The organism is Nonomuraea sp. NPDC049646 (genome assembly GCF_044465525.1).
Lineage (GTDB): Bacteria > Actinomycetota > Actinomycetes > Streptosporangiales > Streptosporangiaceae > Nonomuraea.
This window is the reverse complement of record NZ_JBITLU010000007.1, coordinates 263,576-277,346: the sequence shown is the minus strand read 5'-3', so window position 1 is coordinate 277,346 and position 13,771 is coordinate 263,576. Positions and strand designations below refer to the sequence as shown.

12 protein-coding genes are annotated in these 13,771 nt (G+C 71.6%); 9 read left to right on the top strand and 3 right to left on the bottom strand.

The genetic code is table 11. The annotated features are described in order from the left end of the window. Nucleotides 1-268: 268 nt before the first annotated feature. The 6 genes from ftsZ (at nt 269) to ACIBQ8_RS22520 (ending at nt 6,309) form a co-directional block, all read left to right on the top strand. Entirely contained in the window at nt 269-1,774 is a 1,506-nt protein-coding gene (ftsZ, locus tag ACIBQ8_RS22545; protein WP_397192890.1) for a cell division protein FtsZ, read from the top strand. Nucleotides 1,775-1,925: 151 nt separating this feature from the next. Continuing rightward, the gene (locus ACIBQ8_RS22540; protein ID WP_397171362.1) at nt 1,926-2,618 is read left to right on the top strand and encodes a YggS family pyridoxal phosphate-dependent enzyme; all 693 of its coding nucleotides are present in this window, start codon (nt 1,926-1,928) and stop codon (nt 2,616-2,618) included. A 138-nt stretch (nt 2,619-2,756) separates the two neighbouring features. Further along, entirely contained in the window at nt 2,757-3,257 is a 501-nt protein-coding gene (locus tag ACIBQ8_RS22535) for a cell division protein SepF (protein WP_125630470.1), read from the top strand. Nucleotides 3,258-3,337: 80 nt separating this feature from the next. After that, nucleotides 3,338-3,631 carry a YggT family protein gene (locus ACIBQ8_RS22530; RefSeq protein ID WP_125630468.1) on the top strand — a complete coding sequence of 98 codons (294 nt, stop codon included), beginning with the start codon at nt 3,338-3,340 and terminating at the stop codon, nt 3,629-3,631. A gap of 108 nt (nt 3,632-3,739) precedes the next feature. Beyond that, nucleotides 3,740-4,615, top strand: a complete 876-nt coding sequence (locus tag ACIBQ8_RS22525; RefSeq protein WP_352325076.1) for a DivIVA domain-containing protein — start codon at nt 3,740-3,742, stop codon at nt 4,613-4,615. A gap of 41 nt (nt 4,616-4,656) precedes the next feature. Continuing rightward, nucleotides 4,657-6,309 carry a hypothetical protein gene (locus tag ACIBQ8_RS22520; protein ID WP_397192889.1) on the top strand — a complete coding sequence of 551 codons (1,653 nt, stop codon included), beginning with the start codon at nt 4,657-4,659 and terminating at the stop codon, nt 6,307-6,309. Between the two features lie 130 nt (nt 6,310-6,439). Here ACIBQ8_RS22520 and ACIBQ8_RS22515 read toward each other — a convergent pair whose 3' ends face one another. Together ACIBQ8_RS22515 and ileS are read right to left on the bottom strand one after the other, a co-directional pair. After that, a complete protein-coding gene (locus tag ACIBQ8_RS22515) occupies nt 6,440-6,715 on the bottom strand; it encodes a hypothetical protein (RefSeq protein WP_397192888.1) in 276 nt (91 codons plus the stop codon). A gap of 262 nt (nt 6,716-6,977) precedes the next feature. Continuing rightward, a complete protein-coding gene (gene ileS, locus ACIBQ8_RS22510) occupies nt 6,978-10,118 on the bottom strand; it encodes an isoleucine--tRNA ligase (protein WP_397192887.1) in 3,141 nt (1,046 codons plus the stop codon). A gap of 451 nt (nt 10,119-10,569) precedes the next feature. Between ileS and ACIBQ8_RS22505 the strand changes: the two genes are divergently transcribed. From ACIBQ8_RS22505 to ACIBQ8_RS22495, 3 genes are read left to right on the top strand one after another with little or no spacing between them, the layout of a single operon-like run. After that, nucleotides 10,570-10,959 carry a TraR/DksA C4-type zinc finger protein gene (locus ACIBQ8_RS22505; RefSeq protein ID WP_357705396.1) on the top strand — a complete coding sequence of 130 codons (390 nt, stop codon included), beginning with the start codon at nt 10,570-10,572 and terminating at the stop codon, nt 10,957-10,959. Further along, on the top strand, nt 10,923-11,543 hold the full coding sequence (gene lspA, locus ACIBQ8_RS22500) for a signal peptidase II (protein ID WP_397171368.1): 621 nt from the start codon (nt 10,923-10,925) through the stop codon (nt 11,541-11,543). Before ACIBQ8_RS22505 ends, lspA begins: the two co-directional genes overlap by 37 nt. Further along, nucleotides 11,536-12,465: an RluA family pseudouridine synthase gene (locus tag ACIBQ8_RS22495; RefSeq protein ID WP_397171369.1), complete on the top strand. Its 930-nt coding sequence runs from the start codon at nt 11,536-11,538 to the stop codon at nt 12,463-12,465. The genes lspA and ACIBQ8_RS22495 overlap by 8 nt, the downstream gene beginning before the upstream one ends. A gap of 8 nt (nt 12,466-12,473) precedes the next feature. On the opposite strand, the gene ACIBQ8_RS22490 is transcribed toward ACIBQ8_RS22495, so the two are convergent. After that, nucleotides 12,474-13,769 (bottom strand): protein kinase, encoded by a 1,296-nt coding sequence (locus ACIBQ8_RS22490; RefSeq protein WP_397192886.1) that lies wholly within the window; start codon nt 13,767-13,769, stop codon nt 12,474-12,476. Between the last annotated feature and the right edge of the window lie 2 nt (nt 13,770-13,771).

The window sequence follows — 13,771 nt, the reverse complement described above, 5'->3', positions numbered from 1 at the left end:
GGCGTGAGAGCCTGTAGATCGGAGCTTCGGCAGAGGAAGGCCCCGACCAGGCGCGACTTCGGAGCGAATCGGACAGCCCGCGACACGCCGGACGTGCTTGCGGCGCGGTTAGTTGACCCGCCTGGTAGGGGCCTCCTACTGTCCGTATCAATCCTCAGGTTGACATAAATCTAAATCTCAACCTGAGGTTGAGAGTTACGAAAACTGAGAAAAAGCGGAGACGATCCGCACCGAAATGGCAAGTCAACGAGCGGAAAGGCCCCTCGTCGTGGCAGCACCGCAGAACTACCTCGCGGTCATCAAGGTCGTCGGCATTGGCGGCGGCGGAGTGAACGCCGTCAACCGGATGATCGAGGAGGGACTCAAGGGCGTCGAGTTCATCGCCATAAACACCGACGCCCAGGCGCTGCTGATGAGTGACGCCGATGTGAAACTCGACGTGGGCCGCGAGCTCACGCGCGGACTGGGCGCCGGAGCCAACCCCGACGTGGGGCGCAAGGCGGCCGAAGACCACCGTGAGGAGATCGAGGAGGTCCTCAAGGGGGCCGACATGGTCTTCGTCACGGCCGGCGAGGGCGGTGGCACGGGCACCGGCGGCGCGCCGGTCGTGGCCAACATCGCCCGGTCGCTCGGCGCGCTGACGATCGGCGTGGTGACCCGGCCCTTCAGCTTCGAGGGGCGGCGTCGCGCCTCGCAGGCCGAGGCCGGCATAGAGACACTGCGCGACGAGGTCGACACCCTCATCGTGATCCCCAACGACCGGCTGCTGTCGATCTCCGACCGCCAGGTGAGCGTGCTCGACGCGTTCAAGGCGGCCGACCAGGTGCTGCTGTCCGGTGTCCAGGGCATCACCGATCTGATCACCACGCCCGGCCTGATCAACCTCGACTTCGCCGACGTCAAGTCGGTCATGTCGGGCGCGGGCTCGGCGCTCATGGGCATCGGCCACGCGCGCGGCGACGACCGGTCGGTCGCCGCCGCCGAGATGGCGGTCTCCAGCCCGCTGCTGGAGGCGAGCATCGACGGCGCCCACGGCGTGCTGCTGTCGATCGCGGGCGGCTCCGACCTCGGCCTGTTCGAGATCAACGAGGCGGCCCAGCTCGTCTCGATGGCCGCCGCGCCCGACGCCAACATCATCTTCGGCACGGTCATCGACGACGCCCTCGGCGACGAGGTGCGGGTCACCGTGATCGCGGCGGGCTTCGACGACGTGCCGCCGCCGGCCGAGAAGCCGCTGCCCAGGCCCGCCGCCCGGCCGGCCGGGCAGCAGGCGGCGCCGGTGTCGTCCTCGGCCCTGCGGCCCGGTGTCCCGGCCTCGCCCAGCGTGAAGTCCGAGCCGCCCGCGCCGCGCCCCGAGCCGAGGCCGGAATCGCGGCCTGAGCCGCGTGCCGAGCTCAGGTCGGAGCCCCGGCAGGAGTTCAGGCCCGAGCCGCGCCAGGAGTTCAGGCCCGAGCCGCGGCAGGAGTTCCGTCCCGAGCCGCGCCCCGAGCCTCGCCCGGAGCCGCGCGAGTTCAGGCCGGAGCCGCGTCCTGAGCCCCGCCCGGAGCCGCGTCCTGAGCCGGTGCGCCCGGTCGAGCCGGTCCAGGCCGCCGAGCCCGTCACCGCACTCGGCGACGACGAGCCGCAGGCCCCGGTCTCCATCCCGAGGCCCACGCCCGAACCGGCCAACCCGCCCACGCCCATCACCTCCCGCATGTCGGAGCCTCCCAAACGTCCTCGGGTGATCTTCGAGGAGCAGGAGGAGGAGCTCGACGTCCCCGACTTCCTCAAGTAGCTCACCACCCACCGCCGCTCCCCGCAGGCATACGGGAGCGGCGCCGTCGTGTGTGCCGGGATCCGACCCGCGGCACGGAAAGGGGGCCATCGTGGCGTACGGCGTACGGGCCGAACTGCGAGGCGATGGAGGCACGGAGAGGGAGGCACGCGTGCGGAGGGACGAGATCGCGGCCGGTCTCGGCGAGATCGAGGCCCGCATCGGCGCGGCCTGCCACGCGGTGGGCCGCGACCGCGGCGAGGTGACCCTGATCGCGGTCACCAAGACCAGACCGGCCGACGACGTCCGCATCCTGTGCGAGCTGGGTGTGCGCGACGTCGGCGAGAACCGCGACCAGGAGGCCGCGCCCAAGGCGCACGAGCTGGCCGGCCTGCCGCTGACCTGGCACTTCGTCGGCCAGTTGCAGACCAACAAGGTGCGGTCCGTCGTCGGGTACGCCGACGTGATCCACTCGCTCGACCGCCTCCGGCTGCTGGAGGCGATCAGCAAGGAGGCCGTGCGGCAGGGCCGCAAGGTCGGCTGCCTGATCCAGGTGGCGCTCGACGACGACCCCTCCAGGGGCGGCGCCCGGCCCGCCGACGTGCTCGCGCTGGCCGACGAGGTGGCGCTGGCCGACGGAGTGTGGCTGGGCGGCGTCATGGCGGTCGCTCCCTTGGGGGAGGAGCCCGCCCGCGCCTTCGCCGTGCTGCGCGATGTCGCCGACCGCGTCCAGGAGCAGCATCCGCGGGCCACGATGGTCTCCGCGGGCATGAGCCAGGACCTCGACGAGGCGGTCGCGTACGGTGCGACACACGTGCGGATCGGTACGGCGTTGCTCGGTCGTCGCAGGCCCTTCGTCAGGTAATGTCCCCTCAAGTGGGTCTTCAGGCCCATGATCAAGTAGAGGTCGATCCGCGGTGAGCTCCAAGGGGGTACGGCTGCCGCCTCGGCCCCGGCGACGGGTCCGAGCCAGTGCGACCATGAGCAGGAGGACGACGTAGCGATGGCCGGCGCGATGCGCAAGATGGCGGTCTACCTCGGTCTCGTGGAGGACGACCGCTACGAGAGGTACGAGACCTACACCGACGAGTACGCCTACGACGACGATGTCCAGCGGACCGGCGAGGAACGGCCCGTGGCGGTCCAGGACCGCGACGAGGAGGCCGACTCCGGGGTCCCCGCGCCCAGGCCCGCCACGACGATCCTGGAGCGCCGTACGACCGACCTGGCGCGCATCACGACCCTCCATCCCCGGACCTACAACGAGGCCCGAACCATCGGAGAGCACTTCCGCGACGGCACCCCGGTCATCATGAATCTGACCGAAATGGTTGACAGCGACGCGAAGCGGCTCGTGGATTTCGCGGCAGGTCTGGTCTTCGGCCTACATGGAAGCATTGAACGTGTTACCAACAAGGTGTTCCTGTTGTCCCCTGCCAATGTCGAGGTGACCGCCGAGGACAAGGCCCGAATCGCGGAACGCGGGTTCTTCAACCAGAGTTAGAGTCTCTGTATGTCCATCGCACCCAACCGGGTCCACGCGCGGCCGGGAGGGCACACCAGAAGTGGAGGCGCGGCCGGGCCGTGGAGATCGTGAGTGGGATCTTGGTCGTAGTCCTGTCTCTGTATTTGGTACTGCTCATCGGCAGGATGATCTTTGAGACGGTGCAGGCGTTCGCCCGGCAGTGGCGGCCCTCCGGGGTCGTGCTGGTGCTGGCGGAGGCCACGTACACCGCGACAGACCCACCTCTCAAGTTCCTCCGCCGTTTCATTCCCCCGCTCCGGTTGGGTACGGTGGCCTTTGACCTAAGCTTCACTGTCCTGTTCATCGTCGTTCTGATCTTGATCCAGATCGCTGGGTCACTGGGCGGCCGGTGAGGCGGGCTGGTGGGGTGGCCGGTCGTGATCCAACTCGTGTCCGCGCTGAAGTGATTCGGGTTCACCGTCCCTCCGGACAGACTCCAAGCGCGCCAAGGAGACCAAAAAATGCCGCTGACGCCCGCTGATGTGCGGAACAAGCAGTTCAGTACCACCCGGCTGCGGCCGGGCTACGACGAGGAGGAGGTCGACGCCTTCCTCGACGAGGTGGAGGCTGAGCTCGACCGCCTGATCCAAGAGAACGAGGAGCTACGCGCCAAACTGGCCGAGTGCCTGCGTGGGAAGGTGCCGGGCGGCATGGGCATGCCCATGGCCTCCGCACCCGTCCAGGAGCAGCCGAAGCCGGAGATGATGGCGCCGCCGCAGCCGGAGCCCATGCGGGCCCCCGAGCCGCAGCCGATGCGAGCCCCCGAGCCGCAGCCCGTGGCCATGAGCATGCCTCCCGCCGAGGACAACATGGACACCGCGGCCCGCGTGCTGGCCCTCGCCCAGCAGACCGCCGACCAGGCGATCGCCGACGCCCGCCGGGAGGCGGACGAGACGGTGACCCGCGCCCGCCGCGAGGCCGACGAGATCCTCACCAAGGCCCGCCGCCAGGCCGAGCAGGTCATCGGCGACGCCCGCGCCCGCGCCGAGACGCTTGAGCGCGACGCGCAGGAGCGTCACCGCCAGGCGATGGGCTCGCTGGTGCAGACCCGCGACGAGCTCGAGCGCAAGGTCGAGGAGCTGCGCAGCTTCGAGCGCGAGTACCGCAGCCGCCTCAAGCTCTACCTGGAGAACCAGCTCGCCGAGCTCAACGTCTCCGCGGAGGGCAGCGGCGGGTTCCCGGTCATGTCCGGTCCGCAGGGTCAGGCTCCCGCCATGTCGCACGCGGTTCCCCAGGGTGGCCAGCAGCCTCTTCCCGGTGGCCCCAACCCGTTCGGCGGCGAGGCTCCGCAGGGCGCCTTCCCCGGCGGCGACGGTCCGCACAACGACCGCCGGTAAAGTAACGGGTCACTAGGACCTGTCACTCGAAAGAGCCCCCTGTGATCCTTATCAGTGCTGGTTTGGTGCTCGCGGCGGTCGTGCTGCTGATCGCGGGCTTCGTACTGGCTAAGCCGTTCCTGATCATGTGGTCCATCGTGGTCAGCGTGCTGTCCGCGCTGTTCCTGGTGATCGGGGCGTTGCTGCGGCGTCACGAGCTGTTTCCCGGTGGTGGGCGGGCCGCTGCGCCGGCCACCCCTCCGGCCCCGCTCCCGCCGCCCGGCCTGCCGTACAACCAGACCGGTCCTGCCGGGCCCCAGCCGCACCCGCGGCCGCAACCCCACCCGCAACCGCACCCGCAGACGCTTCAGCGGACCGCCGTTCCGGCCTCCGCGCCTCGCCGCCCCGCGGCGAGCGGCATCTCGCCGGACGCGATCGTGCTGGTGATCCCGGGCCGCAGGAGATACCACGTGCCGGGCTGCCGCCAGCTGGCCGGACGGGATCACGAGGAGCTCACCTACGAGGAGGCACGCGAGGAGGGCTTCACGCCCTGCACCACGTGCCTTCCGGACGCCGCGCTCGGCGGACGGCAGTTGCCGCCTGCCGCCGACCCCGAGCCCGTCGTCGCCCCCGGCCCCGGTGCCACCCCCTCCGCCGTGGCGGAGAGCCGGGCCGAGACCTCCGCGGAGACCCGGGACCTGCGCCCGCCGGTCGTACCGCCGAAGCCCGACACGAAGGCTTCCACCCCCACCCCGGAGCCCGCCGCCCCCCGCGAAGAGGGCGCCACCGGGTGGTTCGGCCGTCCGGCCGCCGCCGTCAAGGCGAGCGACCCGGCCAAGTCCCCCTCCGCCGCCGTGCCCGATCCTGCGCCCGATTCCGGGGCCGGTCCGGACGACGACGAGCAGGGGGAGATCGAGACTTCCTACTTCCGGCCGCCGTCGGAGCGCGAGCGGCCCGCGCGTCCCGCTTCGCCGGACGACGCCAAGGGCCCGTCGGCCGCCCCCGCGAGCCCCGCCTCCAAGAGCCCGGCCAAGAGCTCGTCGGCTGCCGGGGCTGGTGAGGGTGAGGATGCGGCCAAGTCGTCCAAGGGCGCGGCTGCGGCCAAGGCCGGCGCGGGTGCGGCGGCTTCGGGGCAGAGCGGTGATGACGCGGCTGTTTCCGGCAAGTCGAGCGAGAGCGCGCCGGGCAAGCCGTCCTCGGCAGCCCGGCCGTCGCCCGCCGACCAGCCCGTACGGCCCGCCGACCGGCCCGCACGGCCCGCCGAGCAGCCCGAGCAGCCCGCCGATGACGGTGACGACGCGTCCGACCCCGACACGGCTCCGCAGCCTCGTGTGACGTCCTCCGGGCTGCCGGTCCAGCCGGAACCCTCCGGTCGGGCTTCCGGGGCGTCCGAGCGGCCCTCTGGGGCTGCGCCGGCCCCCTCCGCCCGTCCGGCGGGGGCGGCCGCCCCGGCGGCGAAGGGCGAGAGCAAGGACGCCAAGCCCGGCAAGACGGGCGAAGGCTCGAAGGGCGAGACCGGCGCCGCGTCCGGTCCGGCCGCCCGCCCGAGGACGGTCAAGGTCATCACCGGCACCCGCCGCTACCACAGCGCCACCTGCCCGCTGATCAGGGGCGCGGGGGAGACGGGCGTGGAGACCATGACGGTCCCCGAGGCCGAGGACGCCGGTCTGACCAGCTGCCCGGTGTGCCAGCACGACCGCGAGACGGCCAAGTAACACCCGACCTCCCCGGCCCGCCGCGCATTCGCCGGCGGGCCTTTCGGGCTCGTCCGGGGTCCGCGGAGGGCGGGCGTCAGGGGTGGCGTTCGGTGGCGGCGGCGTGCAGGCCGTGGTGCAGGCGGGTGAGCTACGGGTGGGTGGCGTGCTCGGTACGCAGGGCCGCGGCGGGCCAGCGGCGGCGGCCGTCGTCCAGCAGCGGCAGGACGGTCTCGAAGTCGATCTCGTCCTTGGGGCGCGGGCCGTGGACCTGTGGAGGAGCTGCACTTCCGGTGCGAGGCGCCGGAAGCCGTCCCGCGTGATTGTCAGGTCTGTCAGGGGGCGGCGGAGCGATGTCGACGTCGTCGTGCTCGCGGCAGGCGCGTCCGGCGGCCAGTTCCAGCGCGTGGCCGCCGCCACCCATCATGGCGCGGCCGGCCCGCGCAGCAGCGCGACGACCTCCTCCAGAGGCACCGCCTCCCAAGGGCCCCACGGCGTGTTGGTCCACGTCATGCGCCCATTGTCCGACCATGTCCGGACGAAGCGGCTTATCGCGGGCGAGAGGAGGCGGTCATGCGCGTCGGGGGCGCCACCGAGGTCATCGGTGGCGCCCCCGCGCGTTCGCCGGCCGGATCAGGTCCGGCACGCCGTTCGCCGGTCCGGGAGCGGAGGCTCCGCGGCGGGCGGGGTCAGGCGCGGCGGAGGTGGAACGTCAGGCCCAGGTCCTCGTCGTGGTGGGCCGGGAGGTCCTCCTGACCGCCCTCGGTGAGGGACGCGGCCAGGACCTCCTCGGCGACCGTGCCGCCGCCGGAGCGCAGCGCGGCGGCCAGGTCGGGCGAGGAGGACGTCCACCACAGGTCGATGCGGTCGGTGATCGACAGGCCGGAGGACTTGCGGGCCTCCTGGACCAGCCGGATCACCTCGCGCAGCAGGCCCGCGCGGCGCAGCTCGTCGGACAGCTCCAGGTCGAGGGCGACGGTCTCGCCGGTGCCGGTGCCGATGGCGCCGGTCTCCACGGCCCAGCCCGCGCGCGGCTGCTCGGTGACGATCACCTCGTCGGGGCCGAGCATGATCTCGCCCAGCTCGTCCGCCTCGATCATGACGGGGGTGCCGCCACGCAGCGTACGGGCCACGCGGGTGGCGTCGGCGGCGGTCACCGCGGCGGCCACCAGCTTGGTACGCGACCCGAACCGCTTGCCGAGCGCCCGGAAGTTCGGCTTCACCGTGTACGACACGAGATCGGCGTCGAATCCTGACATGTCCTCAAGAGCCTGGACGTTCAGCTCGTCCGCCACCAGCCCCCGCAACTCGGCGGGCAGCGACGGCCAGCCGTGCGCGCCCACCAGCGCCCGGCGCAGCGGCTGCCGCGTCTTCACACCGGAGGAGGCGCGCGCCGAGCGGCCCAGCTCGACCAGCCGGCGGACCAGGGCCATCTGGTCCGACAGCGCCGGATCGAGCAGGTCTTCGCGCACCTGCGGCCAGCTCGTCAGGTGGACCGAGGAGGGCGCGCCGGGCGCGCGCAGCACGTCCCAGAGGTAGTCGGTGACGAACGGCGTGATCGGCGCCATCAGCCGGGTGACCGTCTCCAGGCACTCGTACAGGGTGGCGAACGCCTCGCGCGAACCCTGCCAGAAGCGGCGGCGGGAGCGGCGGACGTACCAGTTGGACAGGTCGTCGAGGAAGTCGGCCAGGCGGCGGCCGGCGCGCTGGGTGTCGTACTCGTCGAGGGACGCGGTGACCTCGGCGACCGTCCGGTGCAGCTCGGCCAGCACCCAGCGGTCCAGCAGCGGACGCTCGGCGGCCGGCGGAGCCGGCTCGGACGGGCTCCAGGACTCGGCGTTGGCGTACAGGGTGAAGAAGGAGGAGGTGTTCCACAGGGTCAGCAGGACCTTGCGGACGATCTCCTCCAGGGCGTTGTGCCCCACCCGGCGGGCCGCCCACGGCGATCCGGAGCAGGCCATGAACCAGCGCAGCGCGTCGGCGCCGTGCTGGTCCATCAGCGGGATCGGCTCCAGGATGTTGCCCAGGTGCTTGCTCATCTTGCGGCCGTCCTCGGCCAGGATGAGGCCGAGGCAGAGCACGTTCTCGTAGGAGGACTGGCCGAAGACCAGCGTGCCGACCGCCATCAGCGAGTAGAACCAGCCGCGGGTCTGGTCGGTGGCCTCGCAGATGAACTGCGCGGGGTAGACGCCCTCCGGCTTGCCGTGCTCGCCCCACTGCGCGAACGGCATCGAGCCCGAGTCGTACCAGGCGTCGATCACGTCGGGCACGCGGGTGGCGAGCGCGCCGCAGGAGGGGCAGTCGAAGCTCACGTCGTCGACGTACGGGCGGTGCGGGTCGAGCGCGGAGACGTCCTGGCCGGCCAGCGTGCCCAGCTCGGCCAGCGAGCCGACGCAGGTGACGTGGCTCTCGTCCGCCGAGCACACCCACAGCGGCAGCGGCGTGCCCCAGTAGCGCGAGCGCGACAGCGACCAGTCGACGTTGTTGCGCAGCCACTCGCCGAACCGGCCCCACTTGATGGTCTCGGGGAACCAGTTGGTGCCGGCGTTCTCCGACAGCATCTGGTCCTTGACCGCGGTGGTGCGGATGTACCAGGACGGGAGCGCGTAGTACAGCAGCGCGGTGTGGCAGCGCCAGCAGTGGGGGTAGGCGTGCTCGAAGTGGGTGCCCCGGTACAGCAGTCCGCGCCGGCGCAGGTCCTCGGTGAGCTCCTCGTCGGCGTCCTTGAAGAAGCGGCCGCCGACCATGGGCACGTCGTCGAGGAAGCGGCCGTCGGGGCCGATCGGGTTGACGATCGGCATGTCGTACCGCTTGATGACGGCCATGTCGTCGGCGCCGAAGGCGGGGGCCTGGTGGACCAGGCCGGTGCCGTCCTCGACGGTGACGTAGTCGCCGAGCACGACGTAGTGGGCGCCGGGGATGTCGACCAGGTCGAAGGGTCGGCTGTAGCGGGTGCGCTCCAGCTCGCGGCCGGTGCAGCGGGCCACCTCGGTGACGTCCTCGCCGAGGACGGACAGCAGCGGCTCGGCCACCACCAGCACCTCGCCGTCGGCGGTCCTGGCCGCGACGTAGGTGACGTCGGGGTGCACGGCGACGGCCGTGTTGGACACCAGCGTCCAGGGGGTGGTGGTCCAGATCAGCAGCGCCGCGCCCAGCTCGGCCAGCGGCCCGGACGTCACGGGCATGCGCACGTAGACCGACGGGCTGGAGACGTTCTCGTAGCCGCCCGGCTGGCCCAGCTCGTGGTCGGACAGGCCGGTGCCGCAGCGCGGGCAGTACGGCGTGATGCGGAAGTCGCGGAACAGCAGCCCCTTGTCGAAGACGACCTTCAGCGACCACCAGACCGACTCGATGTAGGACGGGTCCATCGTCCGGTACGCCTGGGACAGGTCGATCCAGTAGCCCATGCGCTCGGTCATCTGCTCGAACGCGTCGACGTGCCGCAGCACCGACTCGCGGCACTTGGCGTTGAACTCGGCGATGCCGTAGTCCTCGATGTCCTTCTTGCCGGTCAGGCCCAGCTCACGCTCGATGCCGACCTCTACGGGCAGGCCGTGGCAGTCCCAGCCGGCCTTGCGCGGGACGCTGAAGCCGCGCATCGACTTGTAGCGCGGGAACAGGTCCTTGAACACCCGGGCCTCGACGTGGTGCACGCCGGGCAGGCCGTTGGCGGTGGGCGGGCCCTCGTAGAAGACCCAGGAGGGGTTGCCGGCGTTCTGCTCGACGGACCGCTCGAAGATCTTCCCGTCCCGCCAGCGGTCGAGGACCTCGCGCTCGAGCGCGGGCAGGTCGACCTGCGCGGGAAGAGAGCGGAATGTTGGGGAAGACATGTCGGGCGGGACCTCCACGCGTCGTCGGCCGGTTGTGGCGTGCGCGAAGGGACGAAGCCTCGCGGCTCCGCGGTACCACCCTTCTTGGCCTCCGGGGAGGCCCTCTTCATTCGCTTGCTGCCGGGTCTAGTGAGCTCTGCCGAGCCGTTCTTCCGGCGGCTCCGGGGTGATATCCCTCACAGCATCGCTCGCGGTGGGGCCCCATCAACGCCTTGCAGTCTCAAACCATAACGCAGAGTGGAGCCGAAGACTTCCAGGTTTCCTCCCGCTGCCGCCGCCGTTGGTACGCAAGGAGGAAATTTGTGGGAATGGACGTCCCCGGGGAGGAGTTGAACGGGCGAGGCGGGATAGTACGGGTGAGGTAAACCATCCGGCGGGTCGTTTGCCGTTCCGTTATGAGGATCCTAAGCTGCCCGCACCATTCACGGCCTTGATCAGCATGGAGGCAGCCATGGCGGCAGTCACGCAGACCGCTACACCGTCGATGTGGTCGGAAGAGGAGCTGGCCGAGGTACGCGGCAGGCTGCGGACCGAGATCGACGAGCTCGAGGCCGACATCCTCCGCCACGAGTCGGAGATAGCCTCTGGTGACGTCACCCAGGGCGCGGGCGACGACCAGGCGGACGCCGGCGCCAAGACGTACGAGCGCGAACGCGAGATCGCCCTTACCCTGAATGCGCGCGATCTGGTCGCGCAGAACGAACGTGCGATCGCCAGGATCGACGCAGGGACCTATGGAGTGTGCGAATCGTGCCACAAGCCGATCGGCAAGGAACGTCTTCAGGCGTTCCCGAGGGCGACGCTGTGCGTGGCCTGCAAGCAGAAGGAGGAACGCCGCTAGGCAGGCCGCGCGGACGTCTCCTCGCGATCCTCACCTCGCTGGCGGTCGTCGTCTACGCGGCTGACCTGATCAGCAAGACGATCGTGCTGCGAGCGCTCGAAGGCAAGGCGCCGCTCGTCGTCCTCCAGGACGTCCTGCAGTTCCGGGTGATCTTCAACTCGGGCGCGGCGTTCAGCATCGGCACGGGGATGACGTTCGTGTTCACGTTCATCGCGGCGGGCGTGGTGGTGGCGATCGTGCGCACCGCGCGCAAGCTCCACAGCCTGCCGTGGGCGATCACTCTCGGGCTGCTCCTCGGCGGGGCGCTCGGCAACCTGACCGACAGGCTGCTGCGCTACCCGTCGGGGTTCGGCCGGTCCACGCAGCTCCAGGGGCACGTCGTGGACTTCATCGAGGTGCTGCCCGGTCACTTCCCGGTGATCGACTACTTCCCGGTGTTCAACGTCGCCGACTCGGCGATCGTCTGCGGCGGCATCCTGGCGGTGCTGCTGGCCTGGCGCAACGTGCAGATCGACGGCACCAGGGAGACCGACACCACCACGGGAAGCACTGCGGAGACCGGGAAGGAGCCCCAGGATGGCTGAGCGGCGGAGCCTGCCCGTCCCCGACGGGCTGGAGGGCGAGCGGGTCGACGCGGCGATCTCGCGGCTGTTCGGCTTCTCGCGCACCCGCGCGGCCGAGCTGATCGCCGCCGGCGAGGTGCAGGTCGACGGCGGGCAGCCGGCCAAGTCCGACCGCGTGCACGCCGGCGCCTGGCTGGAGGTGACGCTGCCGCCCCCGGTCAGCACGCCGATGCCGGTGGCCGAGCCGGTGCCGGGCATGACGATCGTCTACGAGGACGACGACATCATCGTGGTCAACAAGCCGATCGGGGTGGCCGCCCATCCCACCGTCGGCTGGACCGGCCCGACCGTGATCGGCGGCCTGCTCGGCGCCGGGCACACGATCGCCACCAGCGGCGCGGCCGAGCGGCAGGGCATCGTCCACCGGCTCGACGCCAACACCACGGGCGCGATGGTCGTGGCCAAGAGCGAGCACGCGTACTCGGTGCTGAAACGGGCCTTCAAGGAGCGCACGGTCGACAAGCGCTACCACGCGCTGGTCCAGGGCCACCCCGACCCGTTCCGGGGCACCGTCGACGCGCCCATCGACCGCCACCCCTCGGGCGAGGGCAAGTTCGCCGTGGTGGCGGGCGGCAAGCCGTCGGTCACCCACTACGACACGATCGAGGCCTTCCGGGCGGCCTCGCTGCTCGACATCAAGCTGGAGACCGGCCGTACGCACCAGATCCGGGTGCACATGTCGGCCCTGCGCCACCCCTGCGTCGGCGACATGCTCTACGGCGCCGACCCCACGCTCGCGGCCCGGCTGGGCGTCACCCGGCAGTGGCTGCACGCGGTCTCGCTCGGCTTCGAGCACCCGGCCACCGGCGAGTGGATGTCCTTCAGCACCGATTACCCCGAGGACCTGCAGAAGGCGCTCGACGCGGTCGCCGCCGACGCCTGAGCCGGGCGCTACTCCTCGCCGTCCTGCGAGGGGTCGATCTGGCCGGGGGTTCTGGAGGGGGCGTCGTCCTTCTTGTCGTCCTGCTCGTCCCGCTCGGCCGCCGATCTGGTCGGCGTCGGCTTCTTCGCCGGGGACTTCGCGGGGGTGCTGGTCCGTTCGCCGCTGGTGGGCGAGGGGGCGCTGCGCCGGGGGGCGGCGGACTGCGAGGGACGCGCGGGTTGCGAGGTCGCGGGGGGCGGCTCGGAGTCGGTGACGGCGGTCTTCGGGGCGTCCGTCGGGGCGTCGCTGCCGGGCGGGGTGACGACCGCCGGGATCGTCGGGGCGCGGCCCTGCACCGGCTGGTCCGACTGCTTCGTCCACCAGGCCGCGCCGCCGGTGACCAGGCCCACGAGCAGCGCGCCCGCCGCGATGGCCAGGATCGGCGTCCTGCGCGGGCGGCGTACGGCCATCGGGGGCACCGGCACCGGGCCGGTCTGCTCAAGCGGCCCGCCGGTCAGGACCAGCCTCAGCCGCTGCTCGGCCTCCTCCAGCGACATGCGCTGCGCGGGGTTCTTGCGCAGCAGCCCGAGCAGGACGGGGGCGAGCACGCCCGCGCGGGCCAGCGGCTCCGGCTCGGCGTGCATGACCGCGCCGAGCGTGGCCAGGGCGTTGTCCCGGTGGAAGGGGGAGTGGCCCTCCACCGCCATGTACAGCGTCACGCCCAGCGACCACAGGTCGGAGGCGGGCCTGGCCTGGCCGCCGGCCGCCCGTTCAGGGGCCATGAAGGCGGGGGTGCCGATGAGGATGCCGGTCCTGGTGACGGGGGCCTCGTCCTCGGTGGTGGCGATGCCGAAGTCGGTCAGCACCGCCCGGCCGTCCTCGGTCAGCAGCACGTTGTCGGGCTTGACGTCACGATGGAGCACGCCCGCCGCGTGCGCGGCGCGCAGCGCCTCCAGCAGTTGCAGCCCGATGGCGGCGACCTTGGCCGGCGGCAGCGGGCCGTCGGCGCGGATGGTCTCGCCCAGGGTGCGGGAGTGCACGAGCTGCATGACGATCCACGGATGCCCGCCCTCCTCCAGCACGTCGTAGACCGCCGCCACCCCCGGATGCGCCACCCGGCCGGCCGCCCGCGCCTCGCGGAACGTGCGCACGGCGAACACCTCGCGCTCAGGGCCGCTCAGGTCCGGTGGCGGCAGCACCTCCTTGACGGCCACGTCACGGCCGAGCACCTCGTCGTGCGCCTGCCACACGGTTCCCATACCGCCCTGGCCGATCGTCCTGAGCAGCCGGTAGCGGCCACCGACCATCCCCGCAGAATCGGACATGC